This is a genomic window from Herbaspirillum sp. GW821-FHT09A12 (assembly GCF_059418325.1).
In genome coordinates, this window is sequence record NZ_JBWKPR010000002.1 from 1,061,525 (window position 1) to 1,086,256 (window position 24,732).

The window sequence follows — 24,732 nt, forward strand, 5'->3', positions numbered from 1 at the left end:
GGTATTCCACCCTCCGCTGCTTTTGCCTGCCACATTTGACTGCAACAGGCAAATCCTTTGTCGGCCCTACGCTTCACTGCTTTCACAGCGCGGATGGCATCGGCAGACGCCATCCGGATACGGCAATTCGACTGACTTCTTACTTCTTTTTCTTGGGTGCCAGCACCATGATCATCTGGCGGCCTTCCATCTTGGGAAACTGCTCGACCTGGCCGTAAGGCTCCAGGTCTGCCTTCAAGCGCTCCAGCATACGCATGCCGATTTCCTGGTGCGCCATCTCACGGCCGCGGAAACGCAGCGTGATCTTGGTTTTGTCGCCTTCATCCAGGAACTTGGTCAGGTTGCGCAGCTTGATGTTGTAATCGCCATCATCGGTACCCGGGCGGAACTTGACTTCCTTGACCTGGATGACCTTCTGCTTGAGCTTGGCTTCGTGGGCCTTCTTCTGCTCCTGGTACTTGAACTTGCCATAATCCATCAGGCGGCAAACCGGGGGCTGCGCAGTGGGTGCAATCTCGACCAGATCCACTTCCGCCTCTTCAGACAGTCGAATGGCTTCGGCCAAACTGACGATGCCCAGCGGCTCGTTATTGACGCCCGATAAGCGCACTTCCGGCGCCGTGATTTCGCGATTCAGGCGATGCGACTTGTCAGTAGCTATTGCAGTTTCCTTTTAAAAACCAATAAATTAAGCCGTGCTCTTGCGCTGAGAAGGAAGCTTCCGCTTCCTCCGATCGACTGATCAGGCTTTGGCTTCCACCTCAGTCTTGAGGCGCTCCACCAAGGTGTCGATGGACATTACGCCCAGATCGACATTGCCCCGCGCACGCACGGCCACTGTGTTTGCATCCCGCTCTTTATCGCCGACAACCAGGATATAGGGCGGCTTCTGAATAGAATGCTGCCGTATTTTATAGGTAATCTTTTCGTTACGCAAATCGGTCTCTACCCTAAACCCTTGTTTTTTCAGCGTTTGTGCAACGTTCTTCACGTAATCGGCTTGCGCGTCGGAGATATTCAGGACAACAACTTGCACAGGAGCAAGCCACAGCGGCATGGCGCCGGCGTGGTTTTCGATCAGGATCGCGATGAAACGCTCCAGCGAACCGACGATCGCCCGGTGCAGCATGACCGGCACCTTGCGGCCGTTGTCTTCCGTGACATATTCCGCGCCCAGGCGCGCCGGCATCGAGAAATCGACCTGCATGGTGCCGCACTGCCAGGAACGGCCGATCGAGTCCTTCAGGTGGTATTCGATCTTGGGGCCGTAGAAAGCGCCCTCGCCCGGCAGCTCTTCCCATTCCGAGCCGGATGCGCGAATGGCTTCACGCAGCGCGTTTTCCGCCTTGTCCCAGACTTCTTCGGCGCCAATGCGCTTTTCCGGGCGCAGGGCCAGCTTGACCGCCACCTCCTTGAAGCCGAAATTGTCATACACCTCGCGCACCACCTGGTTGAAGGCGGCGACCTCTTCCTGCACTTGGTCTTCAGTACAGAAGATGTGGCCGTCATCCTGGGTAAAACCGCGCACGCGCATCATGCCATGCAAGGCGCCGGACGGCTCGTTGCGGTGGCATTGGCCGAATTCGCCGTAACGCAGCGGCAAGTCGCGGTAGCTGTGCAGGCCGGAGTTGAAGATCTGGATATGGCCCGGGCAATTCATCGGCTTCAACGCATACGCGCGGTTCTCCGACTCGGTGGTGAACATGTTTTCACGGTAGTTCTCCCAGTGGCCGGTCTTTTCCCACAATGAACGGTCCAGGATCTGCGGCGCCTTCACTTCCTGGTAGCCGCTATCCTGGTAGACCCGGCGCATGTATTGCTCGACCTGTTGCCAGATCGACCAGCCCTTGGGGTGCCAGAAGATCAGGCCTGGCGCCTCGTCCTGGAAGTGGAACAGGTCCAGCGCGCGGCCGAGTTTGCGGTGGTCGCGCTTTTCGGCCTCTTCCAGCATGTGCAGGTAAGCCTCCTGGTCTTCCTTCTTGGCCCAGGCCGTGCCGTAGACACGCTGCAGCATCTCGTTGTTGGAGTCGCCGCGCCAGTAAGCGCCGGCCAGCTTCATCAGCTTGAATACCTTGAGCTTGCCGGTAGAGGGCACGTGCGGGCCCCGGCACAGGTCGGTGAAGCTGCCTTCGGTGTATAGCGACACATCCTCGTTTTGAGGAATGGACGCGATGATTTCGGCCTTGTAGTCCTCGCCGATCGACTTGAAGTAAGCCACCGCTTCGTCGCGCGGCAGCACCTTGCGGGTCACCGGCTCATCCTTCTTGGCCAGCTCGGCCATCTTCTTTTCGATCTCCTCCAGGTCGTCCGGCGTGAAGGGGCGCTTGTACGAGAAGTCGTAGTAGAAACCGTTGTCGATCACCGGGCCGATGGTCACCTGCGCGTCGGGAAACAATTCCTTGACCGCGTAGGCCAGCAAGTGGGCGGTCGAATGGCGGATCACCTCCAGGCCATCCGCATCCTTGTCGGTCACGATAGCCAGGTCGGAATCCTTGTCGATCAGATACGAGGTATCGACCAGCTTGCCGTCAATGCGGCCGGCCAGCGCGGCCTTGGCCAGGCCGGCGCCGATATTGGCGGCGACCTGCGCCACTGTTACCGGACCGTCGAATTGGCGTTGCGAACCATCGGGAAGACGAACTGAAACCATTTTGCACTCCATGTCGGCAGCCATGCTGCCTTGCCTGATTTGGGTATTGATGTCGAAATGACGGACGAAAAAAAACGCGGACCAGCCGCGCTTTTTCAAAAAACGAAAAAGAACCCGACTAGCGTCGCGCAAAAAACTCGGTGGTAGTTCGCGGTGTCATAACCGGTTTGCCTTTCTCGCTCTTACAGAATGTGGTGAACCCATTGCAGTGCCGCATTGCCGCCTTTTGAAGACGACATCCGCCTGCACAAGCCGAAATTATAACAAATTAATTTACCGGCCTTGCCGGATCTTCTTTTTACCATTGAGTAATATCGATAATAGAAAAACAACTTTACGCATAAGTACGCAGAGTCATCACTAAACTCAACTATCGATTACAGCCATCCCGGCAGGACAATCGAGCAAAAATCTCCATCGTTTACAATTGCAAATGCGTTTTTAACACACAACGGTCATCAATTTTCCCCCACTCCCATGCTAGGATTTAGAGAGATCATGGAGAACCGCATCATGCCAGACGAACACAATTGCATCGAACATCTGACCGTCATCAACAACGTCGAATACACGCTGCAGAGCCGCACAGTGGAACTGGAAGATGGAGAGCGGCACCTGGAATACCGGGTATTACTGAACGGAGATGAAATCAAATCATGGACGCGCGGCGATATCCTGCCCTATTTCGGGCTCAAACAGGATTAACCTCCACCAATGAAAACGGCATCCATCAGGATGCCGTTTTCATTCCGGGGAAAAGCGCTTATGTCGCTTGCGCAGCTTATGCCGCTTACGCTTTCTCCAGATTGGCGCGCCGCGCCAGAATCTTTTCAATCTTTTCTTTCAAGGTCGCCGCATTGAAAGGCTTGACGATATAACCGTCCGCCCCCGACTGCGCAGCCTCGACAATATTTTCCTTCTTGGCCTCGGCGGTAATCATCAGCACCGGCAGATGGCTCAGCGATGGCGTCGAGCGAATTTTCTTGAGCAGCGTCAAGCCATCCATCACCGGCATGTTCCAGTCGGTAAGCACGAAAGTCACCGGCAAGGCGCCCGCCTCCAGCACCTTCATGGCCGAAGAGCCGTCATCCGCCTCGACAATCTTGTTGTATTCCAACTCTTTCAGCAAGCCGCTAACGATGCGCCGCATTGTCGAAAAGTCATCAACCACGAGGAAATACTGGTCATCTGCTGCCATAGGTAATCGAACGCCTGTATGAAGATAAAGCTTGGAGAGAGGAAAATATAAAAAATTCGACTCTCAGTTTAAAACATTTTAAAAAAGTTTCCGCAACACAGCAAAATATTAATCACCAATATTTACACCGTCATGAACCGCAAGCACCTCATCCGACAATAAATTTCATGCGCCAGGCCAATGCCAAACCCGACCTTACGCTTTTCCACGGCCGGCATCGCGCCCCATGCAAAGCAAAAATACGCACTGAATTAAAACCGGGAAAAGTAAAAACGAAGGGCAGAAAACAAAAATGGAAGCCGCGAACGCGCTTCCATTTCAGTTTGACTTCGCTGCCAACTCGACTGAACCGCCAGAAGAATTGGTAGGCACGATTGGACTCGAACCAACGACCCCTACCATGTCAAGGTAGTGCTCTAACCAGCTGAGCTACGCGCCTAACGAAGAAGCGAGATTATAGGGGGCTTTTTAAAATTTGCAAAGGGGTAAAAGAAAAAACCTGAAATATTTTTCCGATACGGCCATGCCCCCGCAACCATGCTGGAACTGCCGGCCCCCTTCTCCATCACTGCCGCTTCACCTCGATGACGCCCTTTACCTCGCGAATTACCGTCAGCGCTTTCTGCAGTTGTTCGGTCGAAGCGATTTCAGCGGTAAAGGCCATGCGCGCATGGCCGCGCGCGCTCTGCGTACTCACGCCGATCACATTGATTTTGTCGCGCAGGAAGATATCCGAGATATCGCGCAGCAAACCCTGCCGGTCATTGGCCAGCACAAAGATATCGACCGGATAGACCGTATCCTTGGCCGGCGCGCCCCAGGTTGTCTGGATCACACGCTCAGGCGCATGGGAGCTCATCTCGGCGAAGTTCTTGCAGCTCGCGCGATGGATCGACACGCCCTTGCCGCGCGTGACGAAGCCGGCGATCGGATCCGGCGGCGCCGGCTTGCAGCAGCGCGCCAGCTGGGTCAGCAAACCATCGGTGCCGACCACCAGCACGCCGGACTTGGCGCCCTGCACGATGCTCGATGCGCGGCTCTTGCGCGTAATCGCGGCCTCGTCGTCGATCTCCGGCTTCTTGGCCTCCGCATCGTGCAAGGCCTGCTCGACGTGGCGCAGGCTGAACTCGTCCTTGCCCAGCGACAGGCACAGGTCATCCACCTTGGCGAAGCCCAGCTTCTGGGCCAGCTCTTCCAGGTTGACCGCGGTCTTGCCCTCGCGCTGCAAGGTCTTTTCCAGCAGGCCGCGGCCCACCGACAAGGTTTCTTGCTGCTCGATCGCATTGAACCAGGCGCGCACCTTGGAGCGGGTGCGCGAGCTCGCCGCATAACCCGGACTCAGCCAGTCGCGCGACGGCCCGACGCCGGGGCCGCTCTTGACGGTAATGATGTCCACCGTCTGGCCGTTCTTCAACGGCGTGTTCAGCGGCACCATCACGCCATCCACCCGCGCGCCGCGGCAACGATGGCCAACGTCGCTGTGCAAGTGGTAGGCGAAATCGATCGGGGTGGCGCCGTTGGGCAGCTCGATCACCCGCGCCTGCGGCGTCAGCACGTAGATGCGCTCGTCCAGCGTGGTGGCCTTGAGTTTTTCCACCCAGTCGCGGCGCACGTCATCCTGGTCCACCACGGCGTCGGTGACCTCGGACTTCCAGGCCAGCAGCTGGCGCAGCCAGGCGATCTTCTCATCGTACTTTTGCGCGGAGAAGCTGGAACCGCCGCTTTCCTTGTAACGCCAATGCGCCGCCACGCCGTATTCGGCGAAATGGTGCATCTCATGCGTACGGATCTGCACTTCCAGCGCCCGGCCGTCCTCGGCCACCACGACCGTGTGCAAGGACTGGTAGCCGTTTTGCTTGGGGCGGGAAATATAGTCGTCGAACTCCTCGGGAATCGGCGTCCAGATATCGTGCACGATGCCCAGCACCGTATAGCAGGTCTTGACGTCGTCGACGATCACCCGGAATGCGCGCACGTCATAGAGCTCGGAAAAATCGATCGCCTTGCCGCGCATCTTGTTCCAGATGCTGTAAATATGCTTGGGCCGGCCGCTGACTTCGGCCTTGATATCCTGCGATGCGAGCTCCGAGCGCAGACGGGTAATCGCATTGGCGACAAACTGCTGGCGCTCAAGCCGCTTCTCTTCCAGCATCTTGGCGATGCGCTTGTAGGTGACCGGCTCCAGGAAACGGAAAGACAAGTCTTCCAGCTCCCACTTGAGCTGCCAGATGCCGAGACGGTTGGCCAGCGGCGCATAGAGATCGAAGGTTTCGCGCGCATATTGCCGGCTGACCTCGTTTTCCTGCTTGGTCTCGGCAAAATAGCGCAAGGTCGCCACGCGGGAGGCCAGACGCACCAGCACGGCGCGCATGTCGGAAGCCATCGCCAGCAACATCTTGCGCAGCGTCTCGACCTGGGCGGCGGCCTGCTGCGCGGCATTCTTCCCGCGCAGGACTTCCTGCTGCGGCGGCTGGAAGCTCAGGCTATGGAAACGCATCAGCTGGCGCACGCCGCCGACCAGGTCGGCAGTTTCCTTGCCGAAGCGCTCTTCCCATTTTTCGTCCAGCTCGGGATGCAGCATCTGCGCTTCGAACAGCAGCCCGGCAATGCGCGTTTGCGCATCCGCGTTCAAGGCGGTCAGCACCGAGGCCACGGAAAATACGAACTGCAGCGCGTTTTGGCCCGACAGGATCTGCCGGTCCGCATACAAGGGCTCGACCTCAGCCAGCGCCTGTTCCACGCGCGCGGCATCGTCCGCCCCCAGACCGGCGGTGATCGCCGCCAGGCCTTCGCCCGGTATGGTTGCGACTGAAACCATGGCCGCTTACTTCTGGGCTGCGATGATGATGATTTCCACCAGCAGTTCGGGACGGGCCAGCTTGGCTTCAACCGTGGCGCGCGGCGGCGCATTGCCTTGCGCAACCCATTCATCCCACACCGCGTTCATGCCGGCGAAATCCTTCACATCGGCCAGGTAGATCTGGCACGACAGGATCTTGCTCTTGTCGCTGCCGGCTTCGGCCAGCAGGCGGTCGATGTGACCCAGCACTTCGCGGGTCTGCCCTTCGATATTCTGGGCCGTGTCTTCGGCGATCTGGCCGGCCAGGTAAACGGTGCCGTTATGGATGGCGACTTCGGAAAGGCGCTTTCCGACATGCAGGCGTTGTACAGACATGTGACTTCCTTTATGCGTTATTGCTGTTACAGGTAAAGATGAATCGTGCCGGGAAAAATCGAAAGCTCAGCCCAGCAGGAACTGTTTGGCGATCTCGATCTGGTCGGCATGCATGAAGGTCGGCGCATGGCCGACATCAGGCAATTCGACCAGCCGGGCCTTGGGCCCGCGTTGCGTCATGGCCTGCGCCACCTCAGGCAGCAGCAGGTCGGAATGGGCGCCGCGCACCAGCAAGGTTGGACAGCGGATGGCATCGTAAGCGGCCCACAACATCTGCTCGGCCACGGTGGCGGCTTCGGGCGTGGTCAGCTTGAACGGCACCGCCAGCGACAAGTCATAGTGGCGAATCCACTTGCCTTCATCATTCTGGCGCAGCACGTCGCTGGCCAGCTTGTGCCATTCTTCATCGCTATGCGCGCCGAAGCTGGCCGAGATGGTGCGGATGTATTGCGCGGCTTCGCCAAAGCTGTCGAAGCGCACATCCTGGCCGATGTACTCGCCGATGCGCGCCAACGCGGAGCCATTGATGGAGGGACCGATGTCATTGAGCGCCAGGCGGCGGATGGGATTGTCCGGCAACGACGCCAGGCCCATGCCGATCAGGCCGCCCATGGAAGTGCCGAACCAGTCGACAATCTCCGCATCAAGGCGCGCCAGCAAGGTCACCATGTCGCTGATGTATTGCGGCACCGTGTAATACTGCGGATCGCGCAGGCGCCCGGAGCGGCCACGTCCGACCACGTCGGGACAGACCACACGATAGGTGTCGCACAGTTCGCGCGCCATGCGGTCGAAGTCGTCCGACACGCGCGTGACGCCATGCACGCAGACCAGGACATCGGGATTGCGGGCATCCCCCCATTCCTTGTAGGCCATCGTGTGCAGCCCGCCGGGAGAAATGCACTGCACCGTCTTCACTACAGCTTCTGTCATCGTCGCGGCCCTCATGATGAATGAAGGCTCCATTTTACTCTCTCGCCGCCGCTTGCCGGATGCCCGGCAGCAGGAATCGAATCGGAAACGGCTCGCGCCCCGACGTTCGACGGCGCCGGCAAACAGAGGAGAGATGGGAAGTTTAGAAACCCGAAAGCCGGGCCGCGGAACGGTACCGCATTGGTGCCTGAGACCGGAATCGAACCGGTACGCCCCCTCGCGGGTAAGCGGCGGATTTTAAGTCCGCTGTGTCTACCAATTTCACCACTCAGGCGTGTGGAAACGGCGCTGGCCGCCGAAAAAGGATCGCATTATAGCAGCGAGTCACCGCAGTTCCGCTGATTGTTTTGCCGAACAGCGAATAAAACCGCCTGCGTGCAAAGATGGCTGCCTGACACCGGCTTGGCCGCCGGATGTAAGGCGAAGCGGGCAGGACAATCAAGAAAGAGGTAAACGTTGAAGAACCCGGTTATCCGGAATCATGGAGACACGCCCGTCAGCGCTTGAGCAATTCCAGCGCATCTTCGGCCACGCTGCGCAAATTGGTAATGGTGGCATTGAGGGCGGCCAGCTCGGCTGCCGTAGGCGGCTGATCCATGCCGTTTTTGACAAGGGATGCCTTGATGATGGTGGCTGCCATTTGCCAGGCAGCCTTGTTGTGCGCATCAATCAATTCCTTCTGGATGCGCTCCAATTCCACTTTCTGATTTTTATCCATTGCTATCTTTAACAAGGAAGTTATTCGAATCCGGCCGGGTCTCGGACAGATTCACGATAGTTCTGATGGAAAACGATACCATTGAATCATTAAACCTTACTTACAGTACGGTAATTGCACAAGCAATTTTACTCATGCATGTCCCAATTTGGCGAAGCATTTCAACATTCCCGCCAGATGGTAAATTTCATTTTGCTTCGACAATCCCGGCACGGGCTCCTGAACGCATCAACGGCGACTGGCCATCCGCAACTCCGCCACCAGCTCTCGCGTCAGATCCGCAGCCGGGATCTCCTTACATCCGTCCGGGTTCTGCCCCGCCCACATCGACGTGAAATCGTCGCGCCCGACAGCCTCGGCCTTGGCGCGCAAAGGGGCGATAGCCGAGGTCGCCAACGGGAACGCCGGCGCTTCCGAACTGAGCGGCCCCAACTCGCGTATCGCACGGTTGACGATGCCGCGCGCGGGACGCCCGGTGAACAGATTGGTCAAAGCCGTATGGCGTGCGCGTTCGCTCTTCAACGCAGCGCGGTGCAATGCGCTGGTGGTCGCCTCCGGACACAGCATGTAGGCGGTGCCGACTTGCACCCCGGCGGCGCCCAGCGCCATGGCCGCCGCCACGCCGTTGGCGTCGACAATGCCGCCGGCGGCAATCACCGGCAGTTTCACGGCGCGGGCGATCTGCGGCACCAGGCAAAATGTTCCCACCTGGGTCGTCAGGTCGCTGGAAAGGAAAATGCCGCGATGGCCGCCGGCCTCCACTCCCTGGGCAATGATGGCATCGACGCCGCGTTCGGCCAGCCACTTCGCTTCCTCCACCGTGGTGGCTGAAGCGATGATGCGTGCGCCCCAGCTGCGCACCCGCTGCATCAGCTCCGGCGCCGGCAGCCCGAAATGGAAACTGACCACCTTGGGCTTGAACTCTTCCAGCAAGTCAGCCACCGCCGGGCTGAACGGCTGGCGGCCGGGGCCTGCGGCAATGGACGAGGCATCGACGCCGAACTCTGCGTAATACGGGGATAAGGCCCGGCGCCAACGTTCCTCATGGGCGGCATCGGGCTCGGGATTGGCGTGGGCGAAAAAATTGACGTTGTAGGGCTTATCCGTCGCCGCGCGCAGCTTGCCGAGCTCCTCGGCCAGCGCCGCTGGCACCAGCATGGCGCCAGGCAGGGAGCCGAGCGCGCCGGCGTTGGACACGGCCGCCGCCAGCCCATGCAGTTGAACGCCGGCCATCGGCGCCTGGATCAATGGATATTCGATGCCAAACAGTGCTTGCAGTGAATTCATAGGGTTCGCCCGGAGATTGTGTCGGCGCGCTCCGCAGAGAAGCATTTATTATCCGGCGCGCCGAAAAACATGATGGCCAACAGGATAGCAGGCCGCGCGCGCGATCGCCGTATCCGGCACGGCGGCAAAGCGCCGCGAACCATTGAAAAGCGCACATATGCAAGGCAGATCGCCATCGTTTCGAGCGCTTACGGCTCCGTTACCGATATTTACGAACTCTTCGAACCCGCCGCGCATCGAATCCCTTACAATTCAGGCCACCTGTCGTCGGAGATCTGTTGCATGCCCCGCCCGCCCTTTCCTTACCCCCTGCTCCTTATCGCCGTGTTCTCATTGGGCCTGTCGGCCTGTGTCACCGACAAGACGGCTTTCTACCATCAGGAAGAATTCAACGACACCAACGCCTTCTCGCGCAGTTTCCCCGGCACCGAAAAGGCGGTCTGCGAAGCGGCGCGCCGGGCGTTGCTGGGCCAGGGCTATGTCATCAGCAAGACCACCGAGACCACCATGGATGGCAACAAGAGCTTCCAGCCGGCCAGCGACAAGCACATGGAAATCGCATTCCATGTCGTGTGCGCCTCCAACGGCAACGGCAAAAGCTCGACCATGTTCGTCAGCGCCACCCAGGATGGATTCGCCTTGAAGAAGAGCAACACTTCCGCCAGTCTTGGCGTGGGCGTACTGGGTTCGGTCTCGATGCCTTTCGGCTCCAGCGACGATTCCCTGGTGCGGGTCTCCAGCGAAACCATACGCTCCCCGGATTTCTATGACCGTTTCTTCGGCGCGGCCGAGCGTTACCTGCTGGTCGATACCGACGAAGACGATCCGGCGCAACCGAAAAAATAACCGCTCAGGCGCCCGGTATCGGGGAAATGGGGAGATGGAGACAATCAATAAAAACGGCATCCACCAGGATGCCGTTTTGCATGGCCCGGATCATTGCAGACCCGGCCGTCCTGCCGTACATCAACGCTGCCAATACGGAGGCGGCGGCGGGCGGTGCCAATGGCGATGACGGCGATAATAATCGCGCTCGACATATACCGGAGCCGGGTTCATATAGTAAACCGGGGCTGGCCGGACATACACCGGAGGCGGCGCGACATACACCGGCGCAGGCTGGACATATACCGGCTGCGGAGCTGCGTAATAAGCGCCCGGAACGCCGATATTCACACCGATCGAGACATGCCCGGCCATGGCCGGCGCAGCGGACAAACCGGCCACGGCCGCGATGGCAAACATGCCGGCAATCATGGGAATCGACTTTTTCACGATAGCTCCTTTATCCATTCTTAAATACGTACCCAGAATATATGCCCCGGCGCGATGCCCAGCTAGAGAAAAGGCGTAATGTTTGTAAGCAAATGCTTCACAAGCATCAAGAAAATTAACGCCAGGCAATCCGATCCGGCGTGAAGCGGCCTATTTACCCGCTTCACGCTTTGGCGCCGCTCCAATCAGGCCGCGCTCAACGATGGCTGGACGCCTTCGGCAGCCTTGATCTCCGCCAGTTTGGCGACAGTCGTCGCGCAGGCGTGGGCCGCTTCGCGCCCCTTGACCAGGAAATGCTCATGGAAGAAGGTTTGATGCTCGCCATGCGAATGGAAATGATGCGGCGTCAAGACCGCCGAGAAGACCGGCACTTCGGTTTCCAGCTGGACTTGCATCAGCGCCGAGACCACCGACTGCGCGACAAAATCATGGCGATAGATACCGCCGTCGACAACCAGGGCGCTGGCAACCACGCCGGCATATTTGCCGCTCTTGGCCAGGATCTTGGCGTGCAACGGGATTTCAAAAGCCCCCGGCAGCTCGAAGAAATCGATGCTATCGGCGGACCAGCCCAGCTTGGCGATTTCCTCGGCGAAGGCAATGCGGCACTGGTCGACGATCTCCTTGTGCCAGCTCGCCTGGATAAAGGCGATGCGCTTGCCATGATCGGCATGACCGGCAGAAAAACGCGGATGGGGGATGGTGTGAGATGCGGTTTGAGACACGGTTCAGGACTCCTGTTCGATGAATAAACAGGGCGTGGGAATGCGCGGCCGCACGCGCGCAGCGCGTGCGCGGTATCGCGCATCCCGTTCTCTTTCATCCGGACTGTGACCGTCGGCCCCGGGATCTCACCAGGTCTGCTGACCCCGGCGCCGAAAGGAATCGGCATGCCAGGCGCTCGCGGGCTACATGCCAGCGCCGCTAAAGGCGCCACATGATCACCGCCGGTGGGGAATTGCACCCCGCCCCGAGAACTTGTTGCCGCGCGTCGGGCGCAAACCCCATCGGCACGGCAACCGGGACTTTATCATGGCTTGACGAATGCTGCAGGGCGCCATGGATTTGGCCACCGGCTCCTGCACTCGCCAGCCCGGCAGGCTCAGGCGCCCTGCCCCAGCGCCCCCAGCATACCGCGGGCGATCTCGCGCTCGCCCATGATCACCTGATTGGCGCCGTGCTTCTCAAGATGTTCGATTTCGGCATCGGAATGAGCCCGCGCCACCACTTGCAGGTTCGGATTGGCGGCACGCGCATGCTCGATCAACTGGCCGGCTTCGAATGCATCGGGAATGGCCACCAGCAGCCAGCGCGCGCGTTCGATGGCGGCCGGCTCCAGCAGGTCCGCCTGCGCGCCATTGCCATACAGTACCGGGATGCCTTCGGCGCGCAAGGCTTCGACATTCTCGATCTGCGCCTCGATCACCACAAAGGGCCTGCCCTGGGCCCGCAATTGCTCGCCGATGCCGCGTCCCACGCGGCCATAGCCGACCAGCACCACATGGTCTTCGAGGTCGACCGCCTGCTGCGCCGCTTCGGCCGGCGCCTTGACGCCCTCACGGGTTTCGAGGCGCGCCTTGAGGCGATCCAGCAGCGAAAACAACAGCGGGTTGATGAGGATGGAAAGAATCGCGCCGCCCAGGATCAGGTCGCGCGCCATCGGCGACAGCAGGTCCAGCGAAATGCCGAGCGTGGCCAGGATGAAGGAGAATTCGCCGATCTGCGCAAGACTGGCGGAAATGGTCAGCGCAGTCGACATCGGGTGACCGAAAATACGCACGATCACCAATGCCGCCAGCGACTTGCCGACCACGATGATCAGCACGGTGGCCAACACCAGCAACGGCTCGCGCAGCAATATCGACGGGTCGAACAGCATGCCCACCGAGACGAAGAACAACACCGCGAAGGCGTCGCGCAACGGCAATGACTCTTCCGCCGCGCGGTGGCTGAGTTCGGACTCCGACAAGATCATGCCGGCGAAGAAAGCGCCCAGTGCGAACGATACGCCGAACACATACGCCGAACCCAAGGCAAAGCCGAGCGCGATCGCCAGCACCGCCAGGCGAAACAGCTCACGCGAGCCGGTATCGGCAATCCGCTCCAGGACCCACGGAATCATGCGGCGTCCCACGATCAGCATCACCGCCACAAAGGCCACCACCTTGCCCAGCGTCATGCCCAGCGTCAGCAGCAAGGCATTGCCGCTCATCGCCTCGCCCTTGCCGCCGAGAATGCCGCTCAATGCCGGGATCAGCACCAGCGCCAGCACCATCGCGATGTCTTCCACGATCAGCCAACCCACGGCAATGCGCCCGCGCTTGGTTTCCACCAGGCGCCGCTCCTGCAGCGCCGTCAGCAACACCACCGTACTGGCCACCGACAAGGCCAGGCCGAACAGGAAACCTTCCCCGACCGGCCATCCCAGCGCCCATCCCAGCCCCATGCCAAGCAAGGTGGCGATGGCGATCTGCGCCACGGCGCCGGGAATGGCGATGTTCTTTACCGAGAGCAAATCCTTCAGCGAAAAATGCAGGCCGACGCCGAACATCAGCAGGATCACGCCGATCTCGGCCAATTCCTGCGCCAGGTCGGCGTCGCCGACGAAGCCCGGCGTGAACGGGCCGATCGCGATACCGGCGACCAGGTAGCCGATCAGCGGCGGCATCTTGAAACGATTGGCCAGGGTGCCGAAAATGAACGCCAGCACCAGGCCACCGACAATGGTGGCGATCAGTGGGGTGTGATGAGGCATCAGTCAATGGTCCTTTCGAGGTGGATGATTTGAATTGTTTTTTGAAACGGCTGCACAAAAGACGGCAGAGACTGCACCGACGGCGGCCTAAAGACTATCACGGACGCCGCCAGTCGTCCGCACGACGCATGGCGTGACGCCGTAGCGGACTGCAACGCCGGATCGACTGCAACGCCGGATCAACGGCGCGCCTGCAGCGCGGCGATGCGCGAAGCCAGCGGCGGGTGGCTGGAGAACAGGCCCAGCCACGACTCGCGGCCGGAAATGCCGGATGCCTGCAGGTTCTGCGGCAAGCCGTCAGGCTGCATGCCGCCCAGGCGGCGCAAGGCATTGATCATCGGCGCATTCGATCCCATCAGCGCAGCGGCGCCGGCGTCGGCACGGAATTCGCGCTGGCGCGAGAAATACATGACGATGACGCTGGCCAGGATGCCGAACACAATCTCGCAGACGATCACGGTCACCATGTAACCGATGCCCGGCCCGGACTGCTCGCTGTTGCGGCGCAAGGCCGAGTCGACGAAATACCCGACCACGCGGGCGATGAACATGACGAAGGTATTGACCACGCCCTGGATCAATGTGAGCGTCACCATGTCGCCATTGGCGATGTGCGCCACTTCGTGCGCCAGCACCGCCTCGACCTCCTCCTTGCTCATCCCCTGCAGCAAGCCGCTGGATACCGCCACCAGTGAATTGCTCTTGCTGGCGCCGGTGGCGAAGGCATTCGGCGGGCCGTCATAGACGGCCACTTCCGGCATCGGCAACTGGGCGCGGGTGGCCAGGCTTTGGACGGTATTGAGCAGCCACAGTTCGGTAGAGTTTTGCGGCTGCCCGATCACCCGCGCGCCAGTCGACCACTTGGCGATCGTCTTGGACATGAGCAGCGAGATAAAGGAGCCGCCGAAGCCGATCAGGGCGCAGAACGCCAGCAGCATGCCGTAATTCATGCCATTGGCGGTCAGGTAGCGGTTGATGCCGAGCAGGCTGGCGGTAAAGCTCAACACCAGCATCACGGCAAGGTTGGTCACGAGGAACAGGATGATGCGTTTCATGGTTTTTCCCGATTGAGTGAGGATGCGCCCGCTCCCGCGCGCGGAATGGACGGCAGACGAAACCATGCGCAGGCGTGCGGGCGGCACAACCGCCTCGCGCACCGTCAGCGCACGGAAAAGGGAGTCAGGCTAATGGAGGCGGACGCAACTGGTCGCGCACGAAGGACAGCCAGCCCAAGGGGGCCGTGAAGAGATGGGGAAAAGGTTGCCAGGACGCGTCCGGGGTGGCGATGCGCGCCGGCATGGTATGGTCTTCGCTCTCCGCCTGGGGGGCGGGGAAATCGCTGTCGTCGCCAACCGGCTGGTCGGCGGCGGCTACGGCCGGTTGCTGCAATTCCGCCGCCAGGACGGCGCCCGCGGCAACGGCGAGCATGTTCTCGGCCGCATCGGCCGCATCTGCAGCATCGGCCACTGGGGCGATGCCGTACGAAACGTAACCGGGGAGGCCGGGAGGAGCAGGCAAGGCCGCCGGCCCTGATTCCCACGCGCAACTTTGCTCCTGCCCTGCGGCAATTGCCGGCGGCAGGTCGCCAACCGTCGCCGCCAGCAATTGCAGCGGGAGCAGGAAGGTCAGCAGCAGTAACAGCAGTCGTCGCATCGTTTCGTCGTCGGGGGAAGGAATATTGCCAGCAAATTAACAGGCCTGCGGCAGCCCGGCATTATACGCAAATGCGCACCGATCCCGGGCGGGCCCATTTTTTCCCTGGATAAAAAGTTACTCACAGAAGCTGTGAACAAGTCTGTGGACAAGCAGTTATCGGGTATCGGACAGCCTTTCGCGGCAAGGGTTTCCAATAAATTGCCCGTAATTTGGACATGCCGGCCGCCGCCGCTCGGCGCGGTACGGCGCAAGCGTCGGCGATGGCCCGCAAAAAAGGAGGCCCGAAGCCTCCTTGCCGGTGCCGCCGGATGCGCAGTTGGTCAGCAACAGCGCCCCACCCGCCCCTTCCCGCCGTAGCGCGCTTCCTGCCTTTCGCGGAAGAACTCTTCATAACTCATCACGCATTGGTCGGGATGGGCATGCTTCATGTGGGCAACATAATTATCGTATTCCGGCATGCCGACCATCAGGTTCAGCGTGCGGCCGGCCTGGCGGCGCCAGGCCAGCAGTTGCGCCAATGCTCCCGAGATTTTCATGGCCGGCCTCCTGTCAATGTTGCGCCATAGCCGTCGCCGGCAGGGATTCATACGGCGCTTCCCGCACGCTGGGCTGGCTGGCCGCGCGCGCCTTGAGCACGGTGCGGATGCCGAACACCAGCACGCTCACCATCACCAGCATGAACATCGCCGCCAGGCCGGCATCGATGTAATCGTTGAAGATCACCTGGCGCATCTGCTCGATCGACTTGGCCGGCGCCAGCAGCTTGCCCTCGTCCAGCGCGGCCTGGTACTTGGCGGCATGCGCCAGGAAACCGACACGCGGGTTGGCGTCGAACACCTTCTGCCAGCCGGCCGTCAGGGTGCACGCCAGCAGCCACACGGTCGGCGCCACCGTCACCCAGGCGAAGCGGTCGCGTTTCATCTTGAACAGCACGCAGGTGGCCAGGATCAGCGCGATGCCTGCCAGCATCTGGTTCGAGATGCCGAACAGCGGCCACAGGGTATTGATGCCGCCCAGCGGATCGATCACGCCCTGGTACAGGAAGTAACCCCAGCCGGATACGCACAGGCCGGTGGCGATCAGGCTGGCGGCCCAGGAGTCGGTGCGCTTCATCGGCGGGATGAAGGCGCCCAGCAAGTCCTGCAGCATGAAGCGGCCGGCGCGCGTGCCCGCATCCACCGCGGTCAGGATGAACAGCGCTTCGAACAGGATGGCGAAGTGGTACCAGAACGCCATCATCGCCTCGCCGGTCACGCCGGAAAGGATCTGCGCCATGCCCACCGCCAGCGTCGGGGCGCCGCCGGCGCGCGAGATGATGGTGTGCTCGCCGACCGCCTGCGCGGTGTGGGTCAGCATCTCGGGCGTGAGGTGGAAGCCCCATTGCGAAATCACCTGGGCCACGTTTTCCGGCGTGGTGCCGATCAGCGCGGCCGGGCTGTTCATGGCGAAGTAGATGCCGGGCTCGATGCAGGAAGCGGCGATCAGCGCCATGATGGCGACGAAGGACTCCATCAGCATCGCGCCATAACCGATGAAGCGCGCATGCTTTTCATTTTCCAGCAGCTTGGGCGTGGTGCCCGAGGAGATCAGCGCATGGAAACCGGATACCGCGCCGCAGGCGATGGTGATGAACAGGAACGGGAACAGCGAGCCCGACCACACCGGGCCGCTGCCGTCGATGAAGCGCGTGACCGCGTGCATCTTCAGGTGCGGGGCGATGAACACGATGCCCAGCGCCAGCGCCACGATGGTGCCGATCTTGAGGAAGGTCGAGAGATAATCGCGCGGCGCCAGCAGCAGCCACACCGGCAGCACCGAAGCGACGAAACCGTAGCCGATCAGCATCCAGGTCAGTTGCTTGCCGTCGAAGGTGAACATGTGGCCCAGCGCCGGATGCTCCTGCACATACTGGCCGCCGACGATGGCCAGCATCAGCAGCACGAAGCCGATCCACGACACCTCGCCGATGCGGCCCGGGCGGATATAGCGCGAGTACACGCCCATGAACAGCGCGATGGGAATGGTCGCCGCCACGGTGAAGGTGCCCCAGGGCGACTCGGCCAGCGCCTTGACCACGATCAGCGCCAGCACCGCCAGGATGATCACCATGATCATGAAGGCGCCGAACAGCGCGATCACGCCCGGCACCTGGCCCAGCTCGGACTTGATCAGGTCGCCCAGCGAACGGCCGTCGCGGCGGCTGGAGATGAACAGCACCATGAAGTCCTGCACCGCGCCGGCAAACACCACGCCGGCCAGGATCCACAACATGCCCGGCAGGTACCCCATCTGCGCGGCCAGCACCGGTCCCACCAGCGGACCGGCGCCGGCGATGGCGGCGAAATGGTGGCCGAACAGCACGTACTTGTTGGTCGGCACGTAATCCAGGCCATCGTTGAATTTATAGGCCGGCGTCATGCGCTGGCCGTCCAGCCCGAGCACGCGCTCGGCGATGAACTTGCTGTAGAAGCGGTAGGCGATCAGGTAGACGCATACCGAGGCCACCACCAGCCATACCGCGTTGATCGATTCGCCGCGCTGCAGCGCGACGTAGGCGCATGCAGATGCACCTGCCAGGGCCAGCGCGAGCCAGCCCAGCCTGGGAATAATCCGGTTCATTGTTCTCCTCCCGAGAAGGGAATCTTGATAATAGAAATGTTTTATTGTTGGTTTGCCTTGGCGCGGCCCGTTCTCGAACGGGCGTTTCTCCGGCCTGTGGAGGCGCAAAAAAATATTCGAGAAACGGGCAGTAGTATTCGATATCTGGCGCCACATCCACAAGCGCAGGACTACGCAGAATCTCTACGTAGAATTACTGAGAATGGCGCAAACCCTTGCAAATCCCCGCCTGCAGCCGGGCAAATACGCCATCTTTCCAACGAATATGAAAAAGCATTCGGTAAAATCGCGTCATGAAACTGCGCCAGAAAATCATCTTCCTCGCCATCGTGCCGCTCTGCCTGGCCATCGCCGCCATCGCACTGGTGGTGCGGCACCAGGCGGTGGAACTGGGACGCCAGCAGCGCGCCTCGATCGAAGCGGCCTACCTGGCCAGCAAGAACGCGGAGCTCAAGCACTATGTGGATCTGGCCATTCACGCGGTCGGCCACCTTTACAGCACCGGCCGCAGCGACGAAGCGATCCAGAACGACGCCAAGCGCATCCTGGCCGACCTGGAGTTCAGCGACGACGGCTATTTCTTCGTCTACGACCAGGACGGCCGCAACGTGATGCACCCGCGCCAGCCCGAATTGGTCGGCACCGACATGTGGGACTGGCGCGACGCCTCGGGCAGCCCGACCATCCAGCACCTCATTGAACGCGCCAAAAACGGCGGCGGCTACGAACGCTACCTGTGGCAAAAACCATCGAGCAAGAATGTCGCGCCCAAGCTCGGTTACGTGGCGGGCTTGCCGCGCTGGGGCTGGGTGATCGGCACGGGCATCTATCTCGACGATGTCGACGCGGCGCTGTCCGAGATCGACAGCCAGATTTCCGGCCACGTCCGCCAGACCATGCTGATGATCGCCATCATCGCGGTCTTGAGCGCGCTGGCGGTGGCCTTGTCGGGCCTGCTGCTCAACATCAGCGAACACCGCGTCGCCGATGCCAAGCTGCGGCAATTGGCGCAACGGGTGGTGCGCTCCCAGGAAGACGAGCGCGCCCGGCTCTCGCGCGACCTGCATGACGGCATCAGCCAGTGGCTGGTATCGATCAAGCTGCAAATCGAAGCCGCGCTGATCCGCCTCAACGGCACGCCGGAACAAGTGCAAGCCGCGCGCGGCGCGTTTGAAAAGACCGCCGGGCAAATCAACGGCGTGCTGGCCGAGGTGCGGCGCATCTCGCACGACCTGCGTCCGGCCATCCTGGACGACCTGGGGCTGGCGGCCGCGCTGGAACACCTGTGCGGGGAATGGCGCGAAACTACCGGCGCCGACGCCGGCACGGCGATCCATTTCGACACCGAGGGCGACATCGGCCCGCTGCCGGATGTCGTCAATACCGTGCTGTTTCGCGTCACGCAGGAGGCGCTGACCAATATCACGCGCCATGCCGGCGCGACCGAGATCGCGGTCCGCCTGCACGGCGCAAAGAATTTCGTGATGCTGCAGGTGCGCGACAATGGCTCCGGCTTCAATGTGGATCAGGTGGACCACCATCCGCGGCGCGGCATCGGCCTGCGCAACATGCAAGAACGCATGGAAGCCGTGGGCGGCGAGCTCGCGCTGGATTCATCTCCCGCCGGCACCCAGGTCACGGCCCTGGTTCCCCGTCACGCCTTCCTTGCCCCTTCCCATGCCTGATATCCAAGCACCCGCTCCTGGCGCCATCACCCGCGTGATGCTGATCGATGACCATCCGCTGGTGCGCGACGGCTTGCGCGCCCGGCTGGAAGCGGTGCCCGGCCTGGCGGTAGTGGCCGAAGCCGGCAATGCGGAAGAGGCGCTGGCAACGGCAGCTCGCCAGAATATCGACCTCGCGCTGATGGACATCAACATGCGCGGCACCAACGGCATCGAACTGACGGCGCAGTTCCATGCCCGCCATCCGGAGATCGCGGTGCTCATCCTGAGCATGCATGACAAGGGCGAATACGTCATGCAGTCGATCCAGGCCGGCGCCCGCGGTTACGTGCTCAAAGACGCCCCCAGCCAGGATATCGTGCAAGCCATCGAAACCGTGAAATCGGGCGGGATCTATTACAGCGCCGCACTGCTGCGCCAACTGACGCAACCGCTGCCGGAACGCGACCTGTTGACGCTGCGCGAGCGCGAGGTGCTCAAGCATATCGCCAACGGCGAATCCAACAAGCAGATCGCGCGCGAACTCGACCTGAGCGTGCGCACCGTGGAAACCCACCGGCTCAACATCAAGCGCAAGTTGAATATCGACGGCCAGGCCGAACTGATCAAGTTCGCGGTGGAGTCGCTGCGCCTGGAAGGAAAGATCTGAGCTTGGCGGCCGCCGGAATCAGCTCTGCACCAAGGCATCGATCTCAAGCGTAATCAGCTCGCCGAATCCGATATCGCGCTTATCGGCCGCGGCCCGCAAGGCGATCGCCTCCATCACGCTGGCATCGGGCGCGGCATCGGCGCCGTGTTCGGCATGCCATGCAGCGCAGGCGCGCAGCATGCGGATCGAACCGCCGTGGCATACCGCGATGACTTGCGCATCGCCAGCGCGCCGCAGCGCATCGAAAACATCCCATACGCGCCGGGCCACCGCCAGCAGCGTCTCGCCGCCGCCGGGCGCATGGTGCAGCAGATCGCGGTTCCAGGCCTCGACTTCGGCCCAGGCGATATCGTCCCAGGCACGCAGTTCCCAACTGCCGAAATGCATTTCTTGCAGGCCGCTATCGAGGGCGATGCTGTCGACATCCAGCGCCTGCGCCAGGGCCAGCGCCAGATCGGCGCAGCGCTGCAAGGGGCTGGAGACGATCGGCGCGGCGCGGGGCAGCAACAGGCTGACGCGCTCACAACACGACGCCAGCGTGTCGGGCGCCACGGCGACATCGCTGCTGCCGTAGCAATAACTTTTATCGAGGATGGGCGCCGGATGGCGGACCAGATGAAGTTGCATGGCTCAGTTTCCGATAAAGCCGGGAGCCACGGCCAGCACTCCCAGATAGAAAGCGATCTCGCTCAATTGCTGGACGGCGCCCAGGCAGTCGCCGGTATAACCGCCCAGGCGCCGGCTGAACTTGTGCGCCAGCCACGCCGTGGCGGCCACGGCCAAGATGAGACCGGCGGCAATGCGCTGCCAGGACATCAGCCCCCAATACGCCACACCGATCACCGGCAACACCGCGAAAACGGTCGCGAGCAGGAATTCGCCGCCCTTCATGTGCTGCGCCAGCGGCTTGGCCTTGCCCTCTTCGCGCACGTAATCCATTCGCCAGATCAGGCAGGTCGCCAGCCAGCGCGACAGCGGATGGGCGATCCCCAGCGCCGCCAACAGCTGGAACGGCAGCATGGCGTTGAGCGCCACCAGCTTCAATGCCAGCAGCATGGCGATGCCGATCGCGCCATAGGCGCCCACGCGCGAATCGCGCATGATGTCCAGCGCACGCTCGCGGCTGCTGCTGCCGCCCAGGCCGTCGCAGACATCGGCAAAGCCGTCTTCATGGAAAGCGCCGGTCAGCCAGATGCCGGCCGCGACAGATAAAAGCACCGCCACCGCATGCGGCCAGAACTGGGCCGCCAGTACATATGCCAGCGCCGTCAGCCAGGCGACGATCCAGCCGACCAGCGGGAAATAACGCGTACAGCGCTGCAGCCAGTCCGGATGGAAGCCGACCCAGCGCGGGATCGGCAAGCGCGTGAGAAACTGCAGCGCGATGAAAAACAACCGCAGCTGATGCGCTGCGCCACGGCTGACGGGCGCGGGCTGCGGTTGCCCGGTCGAGGAGTGTTCAGCCATTTTTTCCATTGACGCTGGCGGAAGAAAAAGTCGCCATGCGTTCCAGAAAATTGACTGCCGCGCGCAACAGCGGCAACGCCAGTGCGCTGCCGGTCCCCTCGCCCAGGCGCAGGTCGAGTTGCATCAGCGGGCGGGCCTTGAGGTAGTCCAGCATACGGCGGTGGCCGGCTTCTCCGGAGCAATGCGAAAACACGCAATAGTCCAGCACCGAAGGCCGCAAGGCCGCCGCGGCCAGCAGGGCCGAGGTGACGATGAAACCGTCCACCAGCAATACCATGCGCCTTTGCGCACCGCGCAGCATGGCGCCGGCAATGAAGGCAATCTCAAAGCCGCCCAAAGCGGCCAGCACCGCCAAGGGCGCCTTGGCATCGGCATGCCGGCGCAAGGCGCGCTCGACGACCTCACGCTTGCGCGCGATGCCCTCCGCATCCAGGCCGGTGCCGGCGCCCACGCAATCGGCCGCCGCGATCCCCGTGAAAGCGGCCATCAATGCCGCCGCCGAGGTGGTATTGCCGATGCCCATTTCACCGAAACCGAGCACGTCGCAATCCAGGCCGTCGACGAAGCGCATGCCGGCCTCCAGCGCGCGTGCGCAATCTCGATCGCTCATCGCCGCTTGTTCGCAAAAATTGCTGGTGCCAGGCGCCACCTTGCAGTCAAGCAGGCCAACGCGCTCGCCGAAGTCATGGTTCACCCCGGCATCGACGATATGCAGCGCGCAGTCGTTCTGCCGGGCGAACACGTTGATGGCGGCGCCACCGGCCAGGAAATTCTCGACCATCTGCCAGGTCACGCTTTGGGGATAGGCGGAAATTCCCTCCGCGGTAACGCCGTGATCGCCGGCGCAAACCACGATGGCCGGCCTGGCGAGCGCCGGACGTTCACTGCGCTGGATCAGCCCGATCTGGCGCGCCAGGCGCTCCAGCACGCCCAGGCTGCCTTGCGGCTTGGTCTTGTCGTCGATACGGAGGTCGAGTCGCGCCGCCAGCTCGGGATCGTGGATCGATGGAATGGCGGGAATCTGCATGGGGTGCTGGGCCCGGCGCCGCTTGCGGCGCGGCATGGCGTAGTCGAAAGAGCGACAGTATAAGAGATCGACACGCTTCGAGGGAGGAACAGCCGGCGAGTATTTGCCGGGGCTCAGTCAGGCGCAGCCGGCCCTTTCAGGCGCATGGCGACGGCCGGCAAGATATCTCATCCCATCATGCGAAAGGGCCCGGATGGGCCCTTTCGCGTGCGCGCCGCGACCTCCGGCAAGGTCGGCGGCTCAACTCGACATGCGGTCCATCACCCCGAAAATCGTGGCGGCCAGCTCATTGGCCTCGAACTTGCCGACATACGCGTCCGCGCCCACGCTCTTGACGTGGTCTTCATTGGTCGAGCCCGACAGCGAAGAATGGATGATCACGGGAAGACCTTTCAGGAACTCGTCGCGCTTGATGTTGCGGGTCAGGGTAAAGCCGTCCATCTCCGGCATTTCCAGGTCGGTCAGCACAAAGGAAATCTTGTCCGAGATCGGCCGCCCTTCGCTGCGCGCCTCCTGCGCCAGCTTCTGTATCTTGAGCCAGGCTTGCGCCCCGGTGATGTGCATGTCGAATGGGATCTCCATGGCGCGCAGCCCCTGCTCGATCAGCGAACGCGCGACCTTGGAATCGTCCGCGGCGATGGCAACGGCGCCGGCCTTTATGCCGTGCTTGCTGCCCTTGCCCAGGTTTTCCATTTTCATGTCGCGGTCGGTCGGCATGATGTCGTGCAGGATCTGTTCGACATCGAGCACCTGGGCCAGCCTGCCGCCGTCCTTATCGGCATCCAGGCGTGCGATGCTGGTGACGAAGTTGCCGCCGGTCTTGGATTCCGCCGACAGCACCTGGCTCCACTCCAGGCGCACGATTTCGTCCACCGACTCCACCGCGAAGGCTTGCGTGCTGCGCGCGTATTCGGTCACCAGCAGGATGTTGAGACCGGTCTTGGGCACACAGCCGACCACGGCCGGCAAGTCGATCACCGAAATGATCTGGCCGCGAATGTTGACCATCCCCAGCATCGGCGATTGCGTGCCGGCCGCCGTGGTGACCGGCGGCATCGGAACGATTTCGCGGATCTTGAACACATTGATGCCGAACAGTTCGGAGCGCTCCCCATAGACATCCGCCCCCAAGCGGAACAGCAGAAGCTCGAATTTGTTGGATGCAGTGAGATTGGTTCTTTCATCAATCTCTTTCTGAAAACTGTCCATGTTTCCCCCGAATGATATGGATAAACAGGCAACAAGCCTGATCTTGCCAATGTAGATGGGAAACCCTGCGCTGGCAATCAGGGTCATCCTTGCAAGATGGGATATGTTGCTTTTCGTTGTCTGCGCTCAAAAATTGATGCCATGCGACGTGACATTTCCCATCAACAATTTTCTGCGCGGGCCGGGCCGGGCCGGGCCGGGACGAGACGGGACGGGACGAGCCAGAACGAAATGACTGCATGGCAACTTGAGGATGGGAACAGGCCGGGTTTCGGGAAGAAACCGGCAACATCGGAAACACCGAAGACAGACGTGAAAAGAGGAAGCCATCAGGCTTCCTCTTTTACAATTTGGAGCGGGAGAAGAGTCTCGAACTCTCGACCTATACCTTGGCAAGGTATCGCTCTACCAACTGAGCTACTCCCGCAT

23 protein-coding genes, 3 tRNA genes and 1 riboswitch are annotated in these 24,732 nt (G+C 61.4%); of the genes, 4 read left to right on the top strand and 22 right to left on the bottom strand.

All coding sequences use genetic code 11. The features are described 5' to 3' along the window. Window positions 1-139: 139 nt before the first annotated feature. The gene (gene infC, locus AC07N6_RS09910; protein ID WP_082221329.1) at window positions 140-661 is read right to left on the bottom strand and encodes a translation initiation factor IF-3; all 522 of its coding nucleotides are present in this window, start codon (window positions 659-661) and stop codon (window positions 140-142) included. Window positions 662-742: 81 nt separating this feature from the next. Then, window positions 743-2,650: a threonine--tRNA ligase gene (gene thrS, locus AC07N6_RS09915; protein ID WP_494780130.1), complete on the bottom strand. Its 1,908-nt coding sequence runs from the start codon at window positions 2,648-2,650 to the stop codon at window positions 743-745. Window positions 2,651-3,148: 498 nt separating this feature from the next. Here thrS and AC07N6_RS09920 point away from each other — a divergent pair, with 498 nt between their 5' ends. After that, window positions 3,149-3,355, top strand: a complete 207-nt coding sequence (locus AC07N6_RS09920) for a hypothetical protein (RefSeq protein ID WP_494780131.1) — start codon at window positions 3,149-3,151, stop codon at window positions 3,353-3,355. 85 nt (window positions 3,356-3,440) lie between these two features. Here AC07N6_RS09920 and AC07N6_RS09925 read toward each other — a convergent pair whose 3' ends face one another. The 8 genes from AC07N6_RS09925 to AC07N6_RS09960 all read right to left on the bottom strand — a co-directional run bounded on the left by AC07N6_RS09925 (window position 3,441) and on the right by AC07N6_RS09960 (window position 9,961). Then, window positions 3,441-3,848 (bottom strand): response regulator, encoded by a 408-nt coding sequence (locus AC07N6_RS09925; protein WP_050466419.1) that lies wholly within the window; start codon window positions 3,846-3,848, stop codon window positions 3,441-3,443. Between the two features lie 362 nt (window positions 3,849-4,210). After that, window positions 4,211-4,287, bottom strand: a tRNA-Val gene (locus AC07N6_RS09930). Window positions 4,288-4,413: 126 nt separating this feature from the next. Then, on the bottom strand, window positions 4,414-6,666 hold the full coding sequence (locus AC07N6_RS09935) for a RelA/SpoT family protein (RefSeq protein WP_494780132.1): 2,253 nt from the start codon (window positions 6,664-6,666) through the stop codon (window positions 4,414-4,416). Between the two features lie 6 nt (window positions 6,667-6,672). After that, the gene (locus AC07N6_RS09940; protein ID WP_494780133.1) at window positions 6,673-7,023 is read right to left on the bottom strand and encodes a RidA family protein; all 351 of its coding nucleotides are present in this window, start codon (window positions 7,021-7,023) and stop codon (window positions 6,673-6,675) included. Between the two features lie 66 nt (window positions 7,024-7,089). Continuing rightward, window positions 7,090-7,956, bottom strand: a complete 867-nt coding sequence (locus AC07N6_RS09945; RefSeq protein WP_494780134.1) for an alpha/beta fold hydrolase — start codon at window positions 7,954-7,956, stop codon at window positions 7,090-7,092. A 181-nt stretch (window positions 7,957-8,137) separates the two neighbouring features. Further along, window positions 8,138-8,230: transfer RNA gene (locus AC07N6_RS09950), tRNA-Leu, on the bottom strand. 222 nt (window positions 8,231-8,452) lie between these two features. Further along, a complete protein-coding gene (locus AC07N6_RS09955; RefSeq protein ID WP_050466415.1) occupies window positions 8,453-8,674 on the bottom strand; it encodes a hypothetical protein in 222 nt (73 codons plus the stop codon). 228 nt (window positions 8,675-8,902) lie between these two features. Then, window positions 8,903-9,961: an NAD(P)H-dependent flavin oxidoreductase gene (locus AC07N6_RS09960; RefSeq protein WP_494780135.1), complete on the bottom strand. Its 1,059-nt coding sequence runs from the start codon at window positions 9,959-9,961 to the stop codon at window positions 8,903-8,905. A gap of 282 nt (window positions 9,962-10,243) precedes the next feature. Between AC07N6_RS09960 and AC07N6_RS09965 the strand changes: the two genes are divergently transcribed. Beyond that, on the top strand, window positions 10,244-10,807 hold the full coding sequence (locus AC07N6_RS09965) for a DUF2242 domain-containing protein (protein WP_494780136.1): 564 nt from the start codon (window positions 10,244-10,246) through the stop codon (window positions 10,805-10,807). A gap of 120 nt (window positions 10,808-10,927) precedes the next feature. On the opposite strand, the gene AC07N6_RS09970 is transcribed toward AC07N6_RS09965, so the two are convergent. The 7 genes from AC07N6_RS09970 to AC07N6_RS10000 form a co-directional block, all read right to left on the bottom strand. Further along, window positions 10,928-11,236: a hypothetical protein gene (locus tag AC07N6_RS09970; RefSeq protein WP_494780137.1), complete on the bottom strand. Its 309-nt coding sequence runs from the start codon at window positions 11,234-11,236 to the stop codon at window positions 10,928-10,930. 185 nt (window positions 11,237-11,421) lie between these two features. Then, window positions 11,422-11,937, bottom strand: coding sequence for a 6,7-dimethyl-8-ribityllumazine synthase (locus AC07N6_RS09975; RefSeq protein WP_494780274.1), 516 nt, complete (start codon window positions 11,935-11,937; stop codon window positions 11,422-11,424). A 106-nt stretch (window positions 11,938-12,043) separates the two neighbouring features. Continuing rightward, a riboswitch (FMN riboswitch) is annotated at window positions 12,044-12,218 on the bottom strand. A 120-nt stretch (window positions 12,219-12,338) separates the two neighbouring features. Next, window positions 12,339-13,991: a YbaL family putative K(+) efflux transporter gene (gene ybaL / locus AC07N6_RS09980; RefSeq protein WP_494780138.1), complete on the bottom strand. Its 1,653-nt coding sequence runs from the start codon at window positions 13,989-13,991 to the stop codon at window positions 12,339-12,341. A 179-nt stretch (window positions 13,992-14,170) separates the two neighbouring features. Further along, window positions 14,171-15,046 carry a protease HtpX gene (htpX, locus tag AC07N6_RS09985; RefSeq protein WP_494780139.1) on the bottom strand — a complete coding sequence of 292 codons (876 nt, stop codon included), beginning with the start codon at window positions 15,044-15,046 and terminating at the stop codon, window positions 14,171-14,173. A gap of 124 nt (window positions 15,047-15,170) precedes the next feature. Then, window positions 15,171-15,644, bottom strand: coding sequence for a hypothetical protein (locus AC07N6_RS09990; protein WP_494780140.1), 474 nt, complete (start codon window positions 15,642-15,644; stop codon window positions 15,171-15,173). Between the two features lie 323 nt (window positions 15,645-15,967). Next, window positions 15,968-16,183 carry a YbdD/YjiX family protein gene (locus AC07N6_RS09995; RefSeq protein WP_494780141.1) on the bottom strand — a complete coding sequence of 72 codons (216 nt, stop codon included), beginning with the start codon at window positions 16,181-16,183 and terminating at the stop codon, window positions 15,968-15,970. 13 nt (window positions 16,184-16,196) lie between these two features. Next, on the bottom strand, window positions 16,197-18,266 hold the full coding sequence (locus AC07N6_RS10000) for a carbon starvation CstA family protein (RefSeq protein ID WP_494780142.1): 2,070 nt from the start codon (window positions 18,264-18,266) through the stop codon (window positions 16,197-16,199). Window positions 18,267-18,559: 293 nt separating this feature from the next. Here AC07N6_RS10000 and AC07N6_RS10005 point away from each other — a divergent pair, with 293 nt between their 5' ends. Further along, window positions 18,560-19,951, top strand: a complete 1,392-nt coding sequence (locus tag AC07N6_RS10005; protein WP_494780143.1) for a cache domain-containing protein — start codon at window positions 18,560-18,562, stop codon at window positions 19,949-19,951. After that, complete coding sequence (locus AC07N6_RS10010; protein WP_494780144.1) at window positions 19,944-20,600, top strand: response regulator; 657 nt, start codon at window positions 19,944-19,946, stop codon at window positions 20,598-20,600. The genes AC07N6_RS10005 and AC07N6_RS10010 overlap by 8 nt, the downstream gene beginning before the upstream one ends. Window positions 20,601-20,618: 18 nt before the next feature. Here the strand turns inward: AC07N6_RS10010 and AC07N6_RS10015 are convergent, their stop codons facing one another. The 5 genes from AC07N6_RS10015 to AC07N6_RS10035 form a co-directional block, all read right to left on the bottom strand. Beyond that, window positions 20,619-21,227 carry a histidine phosphatase family protein gene (locus AC07N6_RS10015; protein WP_494780145.1) on the bottom strand — a complete coding sequence of 203 codons (609 nt, stop codon included), beginning with the start codon at window positions 21,225-21,227 and terminating at the stop codon, window positions 20,619-20,621. A gap of 3 nt (window positions 21,228-21,230) precedes the next feature. Continuing rightward, a complete protein-coding gene (locus AC07N6_RS10020; RefSeq protein ID WP_494780146.1) occupies window positions 21,231-22,067 on the bottom strand; it encodes an adenosylcobinamide-GDP ribazoletransferase in 837 nt (278 codons plus the stop codon). Continuing rightward, window positions 22,060-23,094 carry a nicotinate-nucleotide--dimethylbenzimidazole phosphoribosyltransferase gene (gene cobT / locus AC07N6_RS10025; protein WP_494780147.1) on the bottom strand — a complete coding sequence of 345 codons (1,035 nt, stop codon included), beginning with the start codon at window positions 23,092-23,094 and terminating at the stop codon, window positions 22,060-22,062. Before cobT ends, AC07N6_RS10020 begins: the two co-directional genes overlap by 8 nt. Before the next feature lie 240 nt (window positions 23,095-23,334). Further along, window positions 23,335-24,303, bottom strand: coding sequence for a chemotaxis protein (locus AC07N6_RS10030; RefSeq protein ID WP_494780148.1), 969 nt, complete (start codon window positions 24,301-24,303; stop codon window positions 23,335-23,337). A gap of 351 nt (window positions 24,304-24,654) precedes the next feature. Continuing rightward, window positions 24,655-24,730: transfer RNA gene (locus tag AC07N6_RS10035), tRNA-Gly, on the bottom strand. Window positions 24,731-24,732: the final 2 nt, after the last annotated feature.